The organism is Leucobacter iarius (assembly GCF_039530105.1).
Lineage (GTDB): Bacteria > Actinomycetota > Actinomycetes > Actinomycetales > Microbacteriaceae > Leucobacter > Leucobacter iarius.
Window position 1 is genome coordinate 1,281,978 of record NZ_BAAAOB010000001.1, and the last position, 14,617, is coordinate 1,296,594.

The 14,617-nt window shown below is 66.1% G+C and carries 27 protein-coding genes; all 27 read left to right on the plus strand.

The window, feature by feature from the left end; all coding sequences use genetic code 11:
* Window positions 1-2 precede the first annotated feature (2 nt).
* Window positions 3-656 (plus strand): 50S ribosomal protein L4, encoded by a 654-nt coding sequence (rplD, locus tag ABD169_RS05590; protein WP_046456187.1) that lies wholly within the window; start codon window positions 3-5, stop codon window positions 654-656.
* Window positions 653-952 carry a 50S ribosomal protein L23 gene (gene rplW, locus ABD169_RS05595; protein WP_046456188.1) on the plus strand — a complete coding sequence of 100 codons (300 nt, stop codon included), beginning with the start codon at window positions 653-655 and terminating at the stop codon, window positions 950-952. Before rplD ends, rplW begins: the two co-directional genes overlap by 4 nt.
* Before the next feature lie 26 nt (window positions 953-978).
* Complete coding sequence (rplB, locus tag ABD169_RS05600) at window positions 979-1,812, plus strand: 50S ribosomal protein L2 (RefSeq protein WP_046456189.1); 834 nt, start codon at window positions 979-981, stop codon at window positions 1,810-1,812.
* A gap of 24 nt (window positions 1,813-1,836) precedes the next feature.
* Window positions 1,837-2,118: a 30S ribosomal protein S19 gene (gene rpsS / locus ABD169_RS05605; protein WP_046456190.1), complete on the plus strand. Its 282-nt coding sequence runs from the start codon at window positions 1,837-1,839 to the stop codon at window positions 2,116-2,118.
* Window positions 2,119-2,144: 26 nt separating this feature from the next.
* Window positions 2,145-2,528, plus strand: a complete 384-nt coding sequence (rplV, locus tag ABD169_RS05610; RefSeq protein WP_344030367.1) for a 50S ribosomal protein L22 — start codon at window positions 2,145-2,147, stop codon at window positions 2,526-2,528.
* Window positions 2,529-3,290, plus strand: coding sequence for a 30S ribosomal protein S3 (rpsC, locus tag ABD169_RS05615; protein ID WP_046456192.1), 762 nt, complete (start codon window positions 2,529-2,531; stop codon window positions 3,288-3,290).
* Window positions 3,291-3,292: 2 nt separating this feature from the next.
* Window positions 3,293-3,712 carry a 50S ribosomal protein L16 gene (gene rplP / locus ABD169_RS05620; RefSeq protein WP_046456193.1) on the plus strand — a complete coding sequence of 140 codons (420 nt, stop codon included), beginning with the start codon at window positions 3,293-3,295 and terminating at the stop codon, window positions 3,710-3,712.
* Entirely contained in the window at window positions 3,712-4,020 is a 309-nt protein-coding gene (gene rpmC, locus ABD169_RS05625; protein WP_046456194.1) for a 50S ribosomal protein L29, read from the plus strand. Before rplP ends, rpmC begins: the two co-directional genes overlap by 1 nt.
* A gap of 2 nt (window positions 4,021-4,022) precedes the next feature.
* Window positions 4,023-4,295 carry a 30S ribosomal protein S17 gene (rpsQ, locus tag ABD169_RS05630; protein WP_046456195.1) on the plus strand — a complete coding sequence of 91 codons (273 nt, stop codon included), beginning with the start codon at window positions 4,023-4,025 and terminating at the stop codon, window positions 4,293-4,295.
* Window positions 4,296-4,326: 31 nt separating this feature from the next.
* A complete protein-coding gene (rplN, locus tag ABD169_RS05635) occupies window positions 4,327-4,695 on the plus strand; it encodes a 50S ribosomal protein L14 (protein ID WP_046456196.1) in 369 nt (122 codons plus the stop codon).
* Window positions 4,696-4,698: 3 nt separating this feature from the next.
* Window positions 4,699-5,061, plus strand: coding sequence for a 50S ribosomal protein L24 (gene rplX / locus ABD169_RS05640; protein ID WP_046456197.1), 363 nt, complete (start codon window positions 4,699-4,701; stop codon window positions 5,059-5,061).
* Window positions 5,061-5,627, plus strand: coding sequence for a 50S ribosomal protein L5 (gene rplE / locus ABD169_RS05645; RefSeq protein WP_046456198.1), 567 nt, complete (start codon window positions 5,061-5,063; stop codon window positions 5,625-5,627). Before rplX ends, rplE begins: the two co-directional genes overlap by 1 nt.
* Window positions 5,628-5,743: 116 nt before the next feature.
* Complete coding sequence (gene rpsH, locus ABD169_RS05650; protein ID WP_046456199.1) at window positions 5,744-6,142, plus strand: 30S ribosomal protein S8; 399 nt, start codon at window positions 5,744-5,746, stop codon at window positions 6,140-6,142.
* 7 nt (window positions 6,143-6,149) lie between these two features.
* The gene (rplF, locus tag ABD169_RS05655) at window positions 6,150-6,686 is read left to right on the plus strand and encodes a 50S ribosomal protein L6 (protein ID WP_046456200.1); all 537 of its coding nucleotides are present in this window, start codon (window positions 6,150-6,152) and stop codon (window positions 6,684-6,686) included.
* A gap of 2 nt (window positions 6,687-6,688) precedes the next feature.
* On the plus strand, window positions 6,689-7,063 hold the full coding sequence (gene rplR / locus ABD169_RS05660; RefSeq protein ID WP_046456201.1) for a 50S ribosomal protein L18: 375 nt from the start codon (window positions 6,689-6,691) through the stop codon (window positions 7,061-7,063).
* Window positions 7,060-7,767: a 30S ribosomal protein S5 gene (gene rpsE, locus ABD169_RS05665; RefSeq protein ID WP_046456202.1), complete on the plus strand. Its 708-nt coding sequence runs from the start codon at window positions 7,060-7,062 to the stop codon at window positions 7,765-7,767. Before rplR ends, rpsE begins: the two co-directional genes overlap by 4 nt.
* Window positions 7,767-7,955, plus strand: a complete 189-nt coding sequence (rpmD, locus tag ABD169_RS05670; RefSeq protein ID WP_046456203.1) for a 50S ribosomal protein L30 — start codon at window positions 7,767-7,769, stop codon at window positions 7,953-7,955. The genes rpsE and rpmD overlap by 1 nt, the downstream gene beginning before the upstream one ends.
* The gene (gene rplO / locus ABD169_RS05675; protein WP_046456204.1) at window positions 7,952-8,413 is read left to right on the plus strand and encodes a 50S ribosomal protein L15; all 462 of its coding nucleotides are present in this window, start codon (window positions 7,952-7,954) and stop codon (window positions 8,411-8,413) included. Before rpmD ends, rplO begins: the two co-directional genes overlap by 4 nt.
* 169 nt (window positions 8,414-8,582) lie before the next feature.
* Window positions 8,583-9,902: a preprotein translocase subunit SecY gene (gene secY / locus ABD169_RS05680; RefSeq protein ID WP_046456205.1), complete on the plus strand. Its 1,320-nt coding sequence runs from the start codon at window positions 8,583-8,585 to the stop codon at window positions 9,900-9,902.
* Entirely contained in the window at window positions 9,899-10,501 is a 603-nt protein-coding gene (locus ABD169_RS05685; protein ID WP_344030383.1) for an adenylate kinase, read from the plus strand. Before secY ends, ABD169_RS05685 begins: the two co-directional genes overlap by 4 nt.
* Complete coding sequence (map, locus tag ABD169_RS05690) at window positions 10,498-11,337, plus strand: type I methionyl aminopeptidase (protein ID WP_255350866.1); 840 nt, start codon at window positions 10,498-10,500, stop codon at window positions 11,335-11,337. Before ABD169_RS05685 ends, map begins: the two co-directional genes overlap by 4 nt.
* A gap of 173 nt (window positions 11,338-11,510) precedes the next feature.
* Window positions 11,511-11,732, plus strand: coding sequence for a translation initiation factor IF-1 (gene infA, locus ABD169_RS05695; protein WP_046456207.1), 222 nt, complete (start codon window positions 11,511-11,513; stop codon window positions 11,730-11,732).
* A 71-nt stretch (window positions 11,733-11,803) separates the two neighbouring features.
* A complete protein-coding gene (gene rpmJ, locus ABD169_RS05700; RefSeq protein WP_003998809.1) occupies window positions 11,804-11,917 on the plus strand; it encodes a 50S ribosomal protein L36 in 114 nt (37 codons plus the stop codon).
* 221 nt (window positions 11,918-12,138) lie between these two features.
* Window positions 12,139-12,507: a 30S ribosomal protein S13 gene (rpsM, locus tag ABD169_RS05705; protein WP_046456208.1), complete on the plus strand. Its 369-nt coding sequence runs from the start codon at window positions 12,139-12,141 to the stop codon at window positions 12,505-12,507.
* Window positions 12,508-12,552: 45 nt separating this feature from the next.
* A complete protein-coding gene (gene rpsK / locus ABD169_RS05710) occupies window positions 12,553-12,951 on the plus strand; it encodes a 30S ribosomal protein S11 (protein ID WP_046456209.1) in 399 nt (132 codons plus the stop codon).
* Between the two features lie 123 nt (window positions 12,952-13,074).
* Window positions 13,075-14,061 carry a DNA-directed RNA polymerase subunit alpha gene (locus tag ABD169_RS05715; protein WP_046456210.1) on the plus strand — a complete coding sequence of 329 codons (987 nt, stop codon included), beginning with the start codon at window positions 13,075-13,077 and terminating at the stop codon, window positions 14,059-14,061.
* Window positions 14,062-14,108: 47 nt separating this feature from the next.
* Window positions 14,109-14,600: a 50S ribosomal protein L17 gene (gene rplQ, locus ABD169_RS05720; protein WP_046456211.1), complete on the plus strand. Its 492-nt coding sequence runs from the start codon at window positions 14,109-14,111 to the stop codon at window positions 14,598-14,600.
* Window positions 14,601-14,617: the final 17 nt, after the last annotated feature.

Consider the following 14,617-nt stretch of genomic DNA (forward strand, 5'->3'; position numbering starts at 1 on the left):
TCATGGCTACCGCAACCAAGCTCCAGGTGCTCGACGCGAAGGGCAAGAAGGCCGGCGAGGTCTCGCTGCCCGAGTCGCTCTTCGGCGCCGAGACCAACGTCCCGCTGATCCACCAGGTCGTCACCGCGCAGCTCGCTGCTCGACGCCAGGGTACGCACAAGACCAAGAACCGTGGCGAGGTCTCCGGTTCGGGCGTCAAGCCGTTCAAGCAGAAGGGCACCGGCCGCGCTCGTCAGGGTTCGGTCCGCGCTCCTGAGCACCGCGGCGGCGGCGTCGTGCACGGCCCCGTGCCGCGCGACTACTCGCAGCGCACCCCCAAGAAGATGATCGCGGCAGCACTCCGCGGCCTCCTCTCGGACCGCGCTCGCGCGAACCGCCTGCACGTCGTCGACTCGTTCGGCATCGCAGACAAGCCCAGCACCAAGGCCGCTCGCGAGTTCCTCGCGAACGTCGCCCCCGGCAAGCGCGTCCTCGTGGTCATCGGCCGCGACGACGAGCTCACCGTGCTGAGCGTCCGCAACCTGCCCGGCGTGCACGTCATCGCCTGGGATCAGCTCAACGCCTACGACGTGGTCGTCAGCGACGATCTCGTCTTCACCAAGGGCGCCTACGACGCATTCGTCGACGGACGCGCCGCTGAGGAGGTCTCGAAGTGAGCCTGAACAAGAACGTGCACGACGTCATCATCCGACCGATCGTCTCGGAGAAGAGCTACGGGCTCATCGACGCCAACGGCCAGTACACCTTCGAGGTGCAGCCGACGGCCAACAAGACCGAGATCAAGCTCGCCATCGAGCAGGTCTTCGGAGTGAAGGTCGACAAGATCAACACGCTCAACCGCAAGGGCAAGACGCGCCGGACCAAGTTCGGCATGGGCAAGCGCAAGGACACCAAGCGCGCCATCGTCACCCTGAAGTCGGGCTCCATCGACATCTTCACGGCTGCGCTGTAGCTCGGAAGCGAAGAGAGAAGACACACATGGCTATTCGTAAGTACAAGCCGACGACCCCCGGTCGTCGCGGTTCGAGCGTCGCCGATTTCGCTGAGATCACGCGTTCGACCCCCGAGAAGTCGCTGCTCCGTCCGCTGCCGAAGACCGGTGGCCGCAACAACCAGGGCCGCATCACCACCCGTCACATCGGTGGTGGCCACAAGCGCCAGTACCGCGTCATCGACTTCCGTCGGAACGACAAGGACGGCGTGAACGCGAAGGTCGCTCACATCGAGTACGACCCCAACCGTACGGCCCGCATCGCGCTCCTCCACTTCGAGGACGGCACCAAGCGCTACATCATCGCGCCGAACAAGCTGAAGCAGGGCGACATCGTCGAGTCGGGTCCGGCCGCCGATATCAAGCCCGGCAACAACCTGCCGCTGCGCAACATCCCGACCGGTACCGTGATCCACGCGATCGAGCTGAAGCCGGGCGGGGGCGCCAAGCTGGCGCGTTCCGCAGGTTCGTCGGTTCGCCTCGTGGCGAAGGACGGCCCCTACGCCCAGCTGCGTCTGCCCTCGGGCGAGATCCGCAACGTCGACGTGCGCTGCCGCGCAACCGTCGGCGAGGTGGGCAACGCCGAGCAGTCGAACATCAACTGGGGCAAGGCCGGCCGTATGCGCTGGAAGGGCGTCCGCCCGACCGTCCGCGGTGTCGTCATGAACCCGGTCGACCACCCCCACGGTGGTGGCGAGGGCCGTACCTCGGGTGGTCGTCACCCGGTCAGCCCCTGGGGTCAGAAGGAAGGCCGTACGCGCCGTCCCAACAAGGAAAGCGACAAGCTCATCGTTCGTCGCCGTCCCCGCGGTAAGCACTAGTCGGCAGGTAGGAGAGAGTAGAAGATGCCTCGTAGTCTCAAGAAGGGCCCCTTCGTCGACAACCACCTGCTCGGCAAGGTGGTTTCGCAGAACGAAGCTGGCACCAAGAACGTGATCAAGACCTGGTCGCGCCGCTCGATGATCATCCCGGCAATGCTGGGTCACACCATCGCAGTGCACGACGGTCGCAAGCACATCCCGGTGTTCGTCACCGAGACCATGGTGGGTCACAAGCTGGGCGAGTTCGCCCCGACCCGTACCTTCCGTGGTCACGTGAAGGACGACAAGAAGGGCCGTCGCCGCTAACGCGGTGACGTGAAGGAGGAAGAGAAATGGTGGAGTCGATCGCACGCGTGCGTCATATCCGCATCACCCCCCAGAAGGCCCGTCGTGTTGTTGACCTGATCCGCGGCAAGAACGCGCAGGAGGCCCTGGCCATCCTGAAGTTCGCCCCGCAGGCAGCATCGGAGCCGATTTTCAAGCTCGTCGCCTCGGCGATCGCGAACGCTCGCGTGAAGGCCGACAACGAGAACCTTCGTCTCAACGAGGACGAGCTGGTCATCGCTCGTGCATTCGTCGACGAGGGCGCCACGCTGAAGCGGTTCCGTCCGCGGGCCCAGGGCCGCGCGTTCCGCATCAACAAGCGCACCAGCCACATCACGGTCGTGCTTCAGACCGCCGGTGAGCTCGTGACCGCGAAGAAGGGAGCCAAGTAAATGGGCCAGAAGATTCATCCCTACGGCTTCCGCCTCGGGATCACGACCGACCACGTTTCGCGTTGGTTCTCGGATTCGACCAAGCCGGGTCAGCGGTACGCGGACTACCTCGCAGAGGACATCCGCATCCGCAAGCACCTGACCGAGCAGCTGGACCGCGCAGGCGTGTCCCGCGTCGAGATCGAGCGCACCCGTGACCGCGTCCGCGTGGACATCCACTCGGCTCGCCCGGGCATCGTCATCGGCCGCCGCGGCGCCGAGGCGGAGCGCATCCGTGCCGAGCTCGAGAAGCTCACCGGCAAGCAGATCCAGCTGAACATCCTCGAGGTCAAGAACCCCGAGGCCGACGCTCAGCTCGTCGCGCAGGGCATCGCCGAGCAGCTCGCTGCTCGCGTGGCGTTCCGCCGCGCGATGCGCAAGGGTCTGCAGGGCGCTCAGCGCGCCGGCGCCAAGGGCATCCGTATCCAGGTCTCCGGCCGTCTCGGCGGCGCCGAGATGAGCCGTTCGGAGTTCTACCGCGAGGGTCGCGTGCCGCTGCACACCCTTCGCGCGAACATCGACTACGGCTTCTACGAGGCGAAGACCACCTTCGGCCGTATCGGCGTGAAGGTTTGGATCTACAAGGGTGACCTCACGAACAAGGAACTCGCTCGCGAGCAGGCGGCCCAGAAGCCGTCGCGCGATCGCCGCGATGACCGCCGTCGCGCGCCCCGTGGCGCGCAGACCGAGGCTGCGCCCGTCGCAGCAGGAGCGGAGAAGTAAGCATGCTGATTCCCCGTCGAGTCAAGTACCGCAAGCAGCACCACCCGGGGCGCAGCGGTCGTTCGAAGGGCGGCAACACGGTCGCGTTCGGTGAGTTCGGCATCCAGGCCCTCACCCCCGCGTACGTGACGAACCGCCAGATCGAGTCGGCCCGTATCGCCATGACCCGCCACATCAAGCGTGGCGGCAAGGTGTGGATCAACATCTACCCGGATCGTCCCCTGACGAAGAAGCCCGCGGAAACCCGCATGGGTTCCGGTAAGGGCTCGCCCGAGTGGTGGGTCGCAAACGTCAAGCCCGGCCGCGTCCTCTTCGAGGTCGCTGGTGTTGATGAGCAGCTCGCTCGTGAGGCGCTCACCCGCGCCATCCACAAGCTGCCGCTCAAGGCTCGGATTATCAAGCGCGAGGAGGGCGACGCGTAATGGCGATCGGAAGCAAGGAACTGGTCATCAGCGAGCTCGACACCTTCGAGGACGAGCGTCTGGCTGAGGAGCTCAAGAAGGCCAAGGCGGAGCTGTTCAACCTGCGGTTCCAGTCGGCCACCGGCCAGCTCGAGAGCCACGGCCGCGTGCGTCAGGTGAAGCGCGACATCGCGCGCATCTACACCGTGCTCCGCGAGCGCGAGCTGGGGATCCGGGCCACGCCCGCCCCCGCGGCTCCCGCGAAGGCGAAGAAGAGCAGCAAGAAGACCGAGCAGGCGGACGCCGCCGCTGAGACGAAGGAGGCCTGATTATGGCTGAGGTCGAGAAGGAACAGCGCGGCTACCGTAAGGCTCGCCGCGGCTACGTCGTCAGCGACAAGATGGACAAGACCATCGTCGTCGAGGTCGAGGATCGCGTGAAGCACCCGCTCTACGGCAAGGTCCTGCGCCGTTCGTCGAAGGTCAAGGCCCACGACGAGCAGAACACCGCAGGCATCGGCGATCTCGTGCTCATCCACGAGACCCGTCCGCTGAGCGCCTCGAAGCGCTGGCGCCTCGTCGAGATCCTCGAGAAGGCGAAGTAAGCCCTCGGGCTTACTGAGTAAGGAGTAAGAAGTGATTCAGCAGGAATCCAGGCTCAAGGTCGCCGATAACACCGGCGCCAAGGAGCTGCTCACCATCCGCGTGCTCGGTGGTTCGAGCCGCCGTTACGCCGGCCTCGGGGACACCATCGTCGCGACCGTCAAGGACGCGATCCCGGGCGGCAACGTGAAGAAGGGCGACGTCGTCAAGGCTGTTGTCGTTCGTGCGAAGAAGGCGACCCGTCGTGCAGACGGTTCGTACATCAAGTTCGACGAGAACGCCGCCGTCATCCTCAAGGCCGACGGGGAGCCCCGCGGCACCCGTATCTTCGGACCCGTCGGTCGCGAGCTTCGCGACAAGCGGTTCATGAAGATCGTCTCGCTCGCACCGGAGGTGATCTAGTCCATGGCTAGCAAGATCAAGAAGGGTGACCTCGTCGAGGTCATCTCGGGCCCGTCGCAGGAGCGCGGTGGCTACAAGGGCAAGCAGGGCCACGTCATCGCGGTCCTGACCGAGACCGACCGTGTGGTCGTCGAGGGTGTCAACTTCGTCACCAAGCACGTGAAGCAGGGCCAGTCGGCTCGCGGCACCAACGAGGGAGGGATCGAGACCGTCGAGGCCCCGATCCACATCTCGAACGTCGCGATCGTCGATCCCGAGACCAAGAAGCCGACCCGCGTCGGTTTCCGCACCGAAGAGGTGGAGAAGGGCGGCAAGAAGAAGACCGTCCGCGTCCGCTTCGCCAAGAAGTCTGGGAAGGACCTCTGATGTCTGAGACGGCAACGAAGATCCAGCCGCGCCTCAAGCAGAAGTACCGTGCCGAGATCGTTCCGGCGCTCCGCGAGGAGTTCCAGTTCGAGAACGTCATGCAGGTTCCCGGCCTGGTCAAGGTCGTCGTGAACACCGGTGTCGGCGAGGCAGCTCGCGACAGCAAGGTGATCGAGGGCGCAATCGCGGACCTCATCAAGATCACCGGCCAGAAGCCGAAGGTCACGACCGCCCGCAAGTCCATCGCTCAGTTCAAGCTGCGCGAGGGCCAGGCCATCGGCGCGCACGTCACCCTCCGCGGTGACCGCGCGTGGGAGTTCCTGGACCGTCTGGTCAACCTCGCACTGCCGCGCATCCGCGATTTCCGCGGTCTGTCGCCCAAGCAGTTCGACGGGAACGGCAACTACACCTTCGGTTTGACCGAGCAGAGTGTGTTCCACGAGATCGATCAGGATAAGATCGATCGGGTGCGTGGTTTCGACATCACTGTCGTCACCACCGCGAAGACCGACGACGAGGGTCGCGCGCTGCTCAAGGCGCTCGGCTTCCCGTTCAAGGCCGAATAACAACTGAATAGTCCAAGTGGCGCGGGTGCCCCGGTTTCCGGGGCACCTTCGCCGCGTCACCCAGGTCGCCAGCCGTGTCCGGCTGCGCGATACCAGGCGAGAAAGAAGAGTCACTTATGACGATGACTGATCCGGTCGCAGATATGCTGACCCGGCTGCGCAACGCAAACTCTGCGCACCATGACGACGTGTCGCTCCCCGGCTCGAAGCTGAAGGAGCGGATCGCGGAGATCCTCAAGCGCGAGGGCTACATCGCGGATTGGAAGGTCGAGGACGCCCGCGTCGGCACCACCCTGACCCTGTCGCTGAAGTACGGCACCAACCGCGAGCGCTCCATCGAGGGCATCAAGCGCGTCTCCAAGCCCGGCCTCCGGGTGTACGCGCGCTCCACCGAGATCCCGAGCGTGCTCGGCGGCCTCGGCATCGCGATCCTGTCCACCTCCTCGGGGCTCCTCACGGACCGCGAGGCCGAGCAGAAGGGCGTGGGCGGAGAAGTTCTCGCCTACGTGTGGTAATTCCGACATGTCACGTATTGGAAAGCTTCCCATTGCTGTCCCCGGCAGCGTCAACGTCTCGATCGACGGCCAGTCGGTCACGGTCAAGGGCCCGAAGGGCGAGCTGACGCTCGTCGTCGCCGAGCCCATCCGCGTTGCGCTGGAGGACGGCCAGGTGCTGGTGACCCGGCCCGACGACGAGCGCGACTCGCGTGCGCTCCACGGCCTGACCCGCACGCTCATCAACAACGACATCATCGGTGTGACCGAGGGCTACTCGAAGCAGCTCGAGGTCGTCGGCACCGGTTACCGCGTGCAGCAGAAGGGCACCGGCCTCGAGCTGGCGCTCGGCTTCTCGCACCCGGTCAACGTTGACGCCCCCGCGGGCATCACGCTCTCCGTCGAGGGCAACACCAAGATCACCGTGAGCGGGATCTCGAAGCAGGCGGTCGGCGAGGCCGCTGCGAACATCCGCAAGCTGAAGAAGCCGGAGCCCTACAAGGGCAAGGGCATCCGCTACGCGGGCGAGAACGTCCGTCGCAAGGCTGGAAAGGCTGGTAAGTAACCATGGCCGCTAGTATTTCCCGGGCCAAGGGCCGTTCGGCTGCGCGCATCCGCCGCCACACCCGCCTGCGCAAGAAGATCGTCGGCACGGAGGTTCGCCCCCGTCTCGTCGTGACCCGCTCGTCGCGTCACGTGTTCGTCCAGATCGTCGACGACTCGAAGGGCCACACCGTGGCTTCGGCGTCGACGATGGAGGCGGACCTCCGCTCGTTCGAGGGCGACAAGACCGCCAAGGCTCGCCGCGTCGGCGAGCTCGTCGCCGAGCGCGCGAAGAGCGCCGGTGTCGAGGCAGTCGTCTTCGACCGTGGCGGCAGCAAGTACGCAGGCCGTGTCGCAGCTATCGCTGACGGCGCCCGTGAGGCAGGTCTGACGCTGTGAGCAACGAAACGAAGGAGCAGGAAGTGTCCGCAGAGGCGCAGGCTGAGACTCAGACTGCTGAGGCCCCGGCCACCGATCACCGCAACGAGCCCCGCGAGCAGCGCCGGGGGAGCCGCGACCGCGGCACCCGTGGCGAGCGCGGCGGCCGCGACCGCAACGAGAGCCAGTTCCTCGAGCGCGTCGTCACCATCAACCGCGTTTCGAAGGTCGTCAAGGGCGGCCGTCGCTTCAGCTTCACCGCGCTCGTCGTGGTGGGCGATGGCAACGGCACCGTCGGTGTCGGCTACGGCAAGGCGAAGGAGGTGCCCCTCGCCATCTCCAAGGGTGTCGAGGAGGCCAAGAAGAACTTCTTCCGCGTGCCCCGCGTCGGCAACACCATCCCGCACCCGGTGCAGGGCGAGGCCGCTGCCGGCGTCGTGCTGCTCCGCCCGGCTGCTGCCGGTACCGGTGTTATCGCTGGTGGCCCCGTCCGCGCCGTGCTCGAGTGCGCCGGCATCCACGATGTGCTGAGCAAGTCGCTCGGTTCGTCGAACACCCTGAACATCGTGCACGCGACCGTCGAGGCGCTGCAGCAGCTCGAGGAGCCCCGCTCCGTCGCAGCTCGCCGCGGTCTCGACTTCGACCGCGTCGCTCCGGCCCGCATCGTGCGCGCCGAGGCGAAGGCCGCGGCCGACGCTGCCGCCAAGGCGAAGGCAGGTGCGTAATGGCGAAGAGCCTGAAGATTACGCAGACGAAGTCCGTTATCAGCGAGAAGCAGAACCAGCGCGATACGCTGCGCAGCCTCGGTCTCCGCAAGATCGGCCAGTCGGTCGTTCGTGAGGACACCCAGGCCAACCGTGGCTACATCCGCGCGGTCGCTCACCTGGTCGAGGTTGAGGAGATCGACGCATGACCGAGAAGAACGAAGAGCGCGGCGACGTGCTCAAGGCGCACCACCTGCGCCCGGCAGCCGGTTCCAAGAAGGCCAAGACCCGCGTGGGTCGTGGTGAGGCGTCCAAGGGTAAGACCGCTGGTCGCGGCACCAAGGGCACCAAGGCCCGCTACCAGGTGAAGGTCGGCTTCGAGGGCGGGCAGATGCCGCTGCACATGCGCACCCCGAAGCTGCGCGGGTTCAAGAACCCGTTCCGCACCGAGTACCAGGTCGTCAACCTCGCGAAGCTCGCAGAGCTCTACCCGAAGGGTGGCGAGGTTACCGTCGAGGATCTCGTGGCCAAGGGCGCGGTTCGCAAGAACCAGCCGGTCAAGGTCCTGGGCGACGGCGACATCCAGGTGAAGCTCACCGTTTCGGTCGACAAGGTCTCCGGCTCCGCTGAGCAGAAGATCGTCGCCGCCGGCGGCGAGATCAAGTAAGTCCGTCGACCTTCGGGTCGGCACAGCGCCCGGGGGCGGGGGACTTCGACGCAGTCGAAGCCTTCCGCCCCCGTTCGTATTTTCCCGACTTGCACGTCACGTGTAGGCTGGAGTATCGGTTCTCGTCGTGACGGCGAAGCCCTCGACGACGCCCTCAGGAGGCAAGGTTTTGTTCAGTGCCATCGGCCGGATCTTCCGGACGCCCGATCTGCGGCGGAAGATTCTCTTCACGCTCGCCATCGTCGCCCTGTTCCGCGTCGGCTCCTTCGTGCCGGCACCCTTCGTGAGCTACAGCAACGTCCAGGCCTGCCTCGCGGCAAACCAGGGCACCTCGGGGCTCTACGAGATGATCAACATGTTTAGCGGCGGTGCGCTGCTGCAGCTGTCGATCTTCGCGCTGGGCATCATGCCGTACATCACGGCGTCGATCATCACGCAGCTGCTCCGCGTCGTCATCCCGCACTTCGAGGCGCTGCACAAGGAGGGCCAGGCCGGCCAGGCCAAGCTCACCCAGTACACGCGCTACCTGACCATCGCCCTGGCGATCCTGCAGTCGACCACGCTCGTCACCGTCGCGCGCTCGGGTCTGCTGTTCGGCGCGTCCGCGAACCAGGCCTGCCAGAACCTCGTCTCGCAGGAGTGGTGGGCCGTGCTCATCATGATCCTGACCCTGACCGCCGGCACCGGCCTCATCATGTGGTTCGGCGAGCTCATCACCGAGCGCGGCATCGGCAACGGCATGTCGCTCCTCATCTTCACCTCCATCGCGGCGCAGTTCCCGAACTCGCTCTGGGCCATCAAGCAGGCCAAGGGCTGGGAGGTCTTCTTCCTGGTGCTCGGCGTCGGCCTCGTCGTGGTCGCCGCGGTCGTGTTCGTCGAGCAGTCGCAGCGCCGCATCCCGGTGCAGTACGCCAAGCGCGTCGTCGGGCGCCGCACCTACGGCGGCTCGAGCACCTACATCCCGATCAAGGTGAACATGGCGGGCGTGATCCCGGTCATCTTCGCCTCGGCGATCCTGTACCTGCCGATGCTCATCGCGCAGTTCAACCAGCCCGGCATCGGCGAAGAGCCGAAGCCCTGGGTCGTCTGGATCTCGAACAACCTCGTGCAGGGCGATCAGCCGCTCTACATGCTGGTCTTCTTCCTCCTCGTGATCGGCTTCACGTTCTTCTACGTGCAGATCACCTTCAACCCGGAGGAGGTCGCGGACAACATGAAGAAGTACGGCGGCTTCATCCCGGGCATCCGCGCGGGCCGTCCGACCGCCGAGTACCTGAACTACGTGCTGAACCGCATCACCAGCGCAGGCTCGCTCTACATCGGCCTCATCGCACTGATCCCGCTCATCGCGCTGTCGTTCTTCGGCGCGAACCAGAACTTCCCGTTCGGCGGATCCTCGATCCTCATCATCGTCGGCGTCGGCCTTGAGACCGTCAAGCAGATCGACGCTCAGCTGCAGCAGCGGCACTACGAAGGGCTCCTCAAGTGACCGAATCCCACCGCATCGCCCGACTGCTCATCGTCGGACCCCCCGGGGCGGGCAAGGGCACGCAGGCGCAGCGGATCGTGGAGCGCTACGGCGTTCCCGCGATCTCGACCGGAGACATCTTCCGCGCGAACATCAAGGGCGGCACGGAGCTCGGCAAGCGCGTCCAGGCCATCATCGAGGCCGGCGAGCTGGTGCCCGACGAGCTCACCAACGAGATCGTCGCGGATCGGCTCGGCCAGAGCGACGCGGCGAACGGGTTCCTGCTCGACGGCTACCCGCGCACGGTCGACCAGGTGCACGCGCTCGACGCCGTGCTCGACGCGCAGGGCGCGTCGCTCGACGCCGTCGTGCTCCTCGAGGCCGACACCGAAGAGGTCGTCGCCCGCCTGCTCAAGCGTGCAGCCGTCGAGGGACGCGCAGACGACACCGAAGAGGTCATCCGGCACCGCCAGGAGGTCTACGCGGCCCAGACGGCTCCGCTCATCGAGCTCTTCTCGGCCCGAGGTATCCTCGTCTCGGTCGACGGTCTCGGCGGTATCGACGAGGTCTCCTCGCGCATCGCCGATGCTCTCGACGGGAAGCTGAGCGCCGTCAAGTGAGTCGTGGGATCCTGCGCCGTTCGATCTACAAGTCGCCCGCGCAGCTGCGCCTGATGCGCGAGCCCGGCCTTGCCGGTGCGGCTGCGCTGCGGGCGATGCGCGAGGCAGTGCGGCCCGGGATCACGCTGCTCGAGCTCGACGCGATCGCCGAGGACGCGATCCGCTCGCTCGGGGGAGCGCCCAACTTCATGCTGGAGCCCGGCTACCGGCACACGATCTGCGCGAACCTGAACGAGCACGTGGTGCACGGCATCCCGACCGATCACGCGCTCGAGCCCGGCGACATCGTCTCCCTCGACGTGGGCGCCGTTCTGGGCGGCTGGAACAGCGACGCGGCCATCACGGTCGCGCTGCCCGATCCGACGCGGCCCGATCACACGGCCGAGATCGAGAAGCTGAGCCACGTGACCGAGCAGGCCATGTGGCGCGGTATCGCCCGGCTCGCCAGCGCGAAGCACGTGAACGAGATCGGCGAGGCCGTCTCGAGCTACGTGCGCAAGCACAGCGACTACGGCGTGCTCGAGGACTACATCGGCCACGGCATCGGACGCCGCATGCACGAGGACCCGCCGGTCTTCAACGTGCCGGTGTCCCGCAAGGGGCCCGAGGTCCGTCCCGGACTCGTCGTCGCGATCGAACCGATCATCTCAGCCGGCGGCATCGACACCGTCGTGCAGGATGACGACTGGACCGTGACCATCGCCGACGGATCGCTCAGCGCGCAGTGGGAGCACTCCGTCGCCGTGCACCCGGGCGGCATCTGGGTGCTCACCGCCGAGGACGGCGGAGCCGCCGGCCTCGAGCCGCTCGGCGTGACGCCCGTCCCCATCCCGTAGTCGGCCGGCGGGCGTCAAGCCGACACGCTGATTCGCTTGTGATCCCGGGCGAGTTCGGTTAGGATTTCTCTTTGGTGCCTTGCGCCCCATTTCGCGTTCTCGTTCGAGGGCACGAGAAGGGGCGTTCGGCATTCGCAAGACGAGTGAATACCCACCGAAGCGATAGTGAGGCTATGGCCAAAAAAGACGGCGTCATCGAGATCGAGGGCCAGGTGATCGAGGCTCTGCCCAACGCGATGTTCCGCGTTGAGCTGACCAACGGGCACAAGGTTCTCGCCCACATCTCGGGCAAGATGCGTCAGCACTACATCCGCATCCTCCCCGAGGATCGCGTGGTCGTTGAGCTGACCCCCTACGATCTGACCCGCGGCCGGATCGTCTACCGCTACCGCTGAGGATCGCTCCGAAGTAACGGCTCGCGGCACCCCGCGAGCACGAGGACAGCGAACCACGTAAAGGAAACATCATGAAGGTCAAGCCCAGCGTCAAGAAGATCTGCGACAAGTGCCGCGTGATCCGTCGCCACGGCCGCGTCATGGTGATCTGCGAGAACCCCCGCCACAAGCAGCGCCAGGGCTAGTCCCGGCGCCCGGCAGGGCTGCTCCGGGGTCCCGGACCCCGATCACACGCAACTGAATACGAATCCTGCGACCGAACCGGTTCGCAGGAGGACCCACAAGCGCATCGAAGATCCCGCACGACGGTCGGCAGCACGCCGGTCGCGGTGCGGGGGACACCTCGGGTCGGAGGCCCGAACCCCCGATGCGCACCACACCTCCACGATCCGCAAGGAGAGCCAGAATGGCACGTCTCGCAGGAGTCGACATCCCGCGCGAAAAGCGCGTTGAGATCGCACTCACGTACATCTACGGCGTGGGCCGCACCCGCGCGCTCAAGACCCTCGCCGACACCGGCATCGATGGCAACATCCGCGTCAAGGACCTCAGCGACGATCAGCTCGTCCTGCTCCGCGACTACATCGAGGGCAACTACAAGGTTGAGGGCGACCTCCGCCGTGAGGTCGCCGCCGACATCCGCCGCAAGGTCGAGATCGGCAGCTACCAGGGCCTCCGCCACCGCAAGGGCCTGCCCGTGCACGGTCAGCGCACCAAGACGAACGCTCGTACCCGCAAGGGCCCGAAGCGCACCGTCGCCGGTAAGAAGAAGTAATCCCGGTCAGCGCGACCACACACATAGGTTTCAGGAGAACAGTCAATGGCTGCACCGAAGTCCGCGGCACGTAAGCCGCGTCGCAAGGACAAGAAGAACGTCGTCGTGGGCCAGGCCCACATCAAGTCGACCTTCAACAACACGATCGTCTCGATCACCGACACCACCGGTGCCGTGATCAGCTGGGCCTCCTCGGGTGGCGTCGGCTTCAAGGGCTCGCGCAAGTCGACGCCCTTCGCCGCACAGCTCGCCGCCGAGAACGCTGCCCGCAAGGCGCAGGAGCACGGCATGAAGAAGGTCGACGTCTTCGTCAAGGGCCCGGGCTCGGGTCGCGAGACCGCGATCCGCTCGCTGCAGGCCGCCGGTCTCGAGGTCGGGTCGATCAACGACGTGACCCCGCAGACGCACAACGGCTGCCGTCCGCCGAAGCGTCGCCGCGTCTGAGTCGACAGTCGCGCCGGCTCCGGCCGGCGCGACTGCCGCCCGTCGGGCGGCACCCCATCCCCCTGGCTCAGACCAGATCCCGCATGAGTCATATAGCGGACTCCAGCGAAAGGACCACACACAGTGCTGATTGCACAGCGACCCACTCTGACTGAAGATTCCATCTCCGAGTTCCGTTCGCGTTTCGTCATCGAGCCCCTGGAGCCGGGCTTCGGCTACACGCTCGGTAACTCGCTGCGTCGCACCCTGCTGTCCTCGATCCCGGGTGCCGCTGTGACCAGCGTGCGCTTCGAGGGCGTTGCACACGAGTTCACGACGATCCCCGGCGTGACCGAGGACGTCACCGAGATCATCCTCAACATCAAGGATCTCGTCGTCTCGAGCGAGCACGACGAGCCGATCACGGCGTACCTCCGCAAGACGGGCGCCGGCGAGGTGACCGCTGCAGACATCTCGGCTCCGGCCGGTGTCGAGGTGCACAACCCCGAACTCGTCATCGCAACGCTCAGCGACACGGCTCAGTTCGAGCTCGAGCTGACCATCGAGCGTGGCCGCGGCTACGTCTCGGCGGCTCAGAACCGCAACGAGGACGCCGAGGTCGGCCGTATTCCGGTCGACTCGATCTACTCGCCCGTGCTCAAGGTGACCTACCGCGTCGAGGCGACTCGTGCCGGTGAGCGCACCGACTTCGACCGCCTCGTGGTCGACGTCGAGTCGAAGCCCGCGATCAGCCCGCGCGACGCGATCGCGTCCGCCGGTTCGACGCTGGTGGAGCTGTTCGGCCTGGCTCGCGAGCTCAACACCGCCGCCGAGGGCGTCGAGATCGGCCCCGCGCCGGTCGACGCGGTCTCCGACGGGGAGCTCTCGATCCCGATCGAGGATCTCGATCTCTCGGTGCGCAGCTACAACTGCCTCAAGCGCGAGGGGATCAACACCGTCAGCGAGCTCGTCGCCCTCTCCGAGGCGCAGCTCATGAACATCCGCAACTTCGGTCAGAAGTCCGTCTTCGAGGTGCGCGACAAGCTCACCGAGATGGGCCTCTCGCTGAAGGACGCCGTGCCCGGTTTCGACGGCGCACAGTTCTACAGCTACGAAGACGACGCCAACTAATTCGGCCGGCGTTCGCCCGACCGTTCATTTTTCCACTGGAGTAACCAATGCCTAAGCCCACCAAGGGCCGCCGCCTCGGAGGCGGACCCACCCACGAGCGCCTGATGCTCAACCAGCTCGCTTCGCAGCTCTTCGAGCACAAGCGGATCCAGACGACCGAGACCAAGGCCAAGCGCCTGCAGCCGGTCGCCGAGCGCCTGGTCACCTTCGCGAAGCGCGGCGACCTGCACGCTCGCCGTCGCGTGATGCGTCAGATCCTCGACAAGTCGGTCGTCCACGAGCTCTTCACCGAGATCGCGCCGCAGGTCGAGAACCGCGAGGGCGGCTACACCCGCATCATCAAGACCGGTTTCCGCAAGGGCGACAACGCTCCCCTCGCAGTGATCGAGCTCGTTCTCGAGCCTGTCAACCCGAAGCCGAAGGCCGCCAAGAAGGCTGCCAAGGTCGAGGAGCCCGCTGCTGAGGTCGTCGAGACCGAGGCCGCTGAGGTCGAGGCCGAGGCGCCCGCCGCCGAGGCTGCCGAGGAGAAGGCCGAGTAAGGCCCTCTGCTTCTCGG

Coding starts and splice junctions, on each gene's coding strand:
- rplF (WP_046456200.1), top strand. CDS start 6,150: ATGTCACGTATTGGAAAGCTTCCCATTGCTGTCCCCGGCAGCGTCAAC.
- rplO (WP_046456204.1), top strand. CDS start 7,952: ATGACCGAGAAGAACGAAGAGCGCGGCGACGTGCTCAAGGCGCACCAC.
- rpsQ (WP_046456195.1), top strand. CDS start 4,023: ATGGCTGAGGTCGAGAAGGAACAGCGCGGCTACCGTAAGGCTCGCCGC.
- rpmC (WP_046456194.1), top strand. CDS start 3,712: ATGGCGATCGGAAGCAAGGAACTGGTCATCAGCGAGCTCGACACCTTC.
- rpmD (WP_046456203.1), top strand. CDS start 7,767: ATGGCGAAGAGCCTGAAGATTACGCAGACGAAGTCCGTTATCAGCGAG.
- rplB (WP_046456189.1), top strand. CDS start 979: ATGGCTATTCGTAAGTACAAGCCGACGACCCCCGGTCGTCGCGGTTCG.
- rplP (WP_046456193.1), top strand. CDS start 3,293: ATGCTGATTCCCCGTCGAGTCAAGTACCGCAAGCAGCACCACCCGGGG.
- infA (WP_046456207.1), top strand. CDS start 11,511: ATGGCCAAAAAAGACGGCGTCATCGAGATCGAGGGCCAGGTGATCGAG.
- rpsH (WP_046456199.1), top strand. CDS start 5,744: ATGACGATGACTGATCCGGTCGCAGATATGCTGACCCGGCTGCGCAAC.
- rplX (WP_046456197.1), top strand. CDS start 4,699: ATGGCTAGCAAGATCAAGAAGGGTGACCTCGTCGAGGTCATCTCGGGC.
- rpsC (WP_046456192.1), top strand. CDS start 2,529: ATGGGCCAGAAGATTCATCCCTACGGCTTCCGCCTCGGGATCACGACC.
- rplE (WP_046456198.1), top strand. CDS start 5,061: ATGTCTGAGACGGCAACGAAGATCCAGCCGCGCCTCAAGCAGAAGTAC.
- rplR (WP_046456201.1), top strand. CDS start 6,689: ATGGCCGCTAGTATTTCCCGGGCCAAGGGCCGTTCGGCTGCGCGCATC.
- rpsS (WP_046456190.1), top strand. CDS start 1,837: ATGCCTCGTAGTCTCAAGAAGGGCCCCTTCGTCGACAACCACCTGCTC.
- rpsK (WP_046456209.1), top strand. CDS start 12,553: ATGGCTGCACCGAAGTCCGCGGCACGTAAGCCGCGTCGCAAGGACAAG.
- rpsM (WP_046456208.1), top strand. CDS start 12,139: ATGGCACGTCTCGCAGGAGTCGACATCCCGCGCGAAAAGCGCGTTGAG.
- rplQ (WP_046456211.1), top strand. CDS start 14,109: ATGCCTAAGCCCACCAAGGGCCGCCGCCTCGGAGGCGGACCCACCCAC.
- rplD (WP_046456187.1), top strand. CDS start 3: ATGGCTACCGCAACCAAGCTCCAGGTGCTCGACGCGAAGGGCAAGAAG.
- rplV (WP_344030367.1), top strand. CDS start 2,145: ATGGTGGAGTCGATCGCACGCGTGCGTCATATCCGCATCACCCCCCAG.
- rpmJ (WP_003998809.1), top strand. CDS start 11,804: ATGAAGGTCAAGCCCAGCGTCAAGAAGATCTGCGACAAGTGCCGCGTG.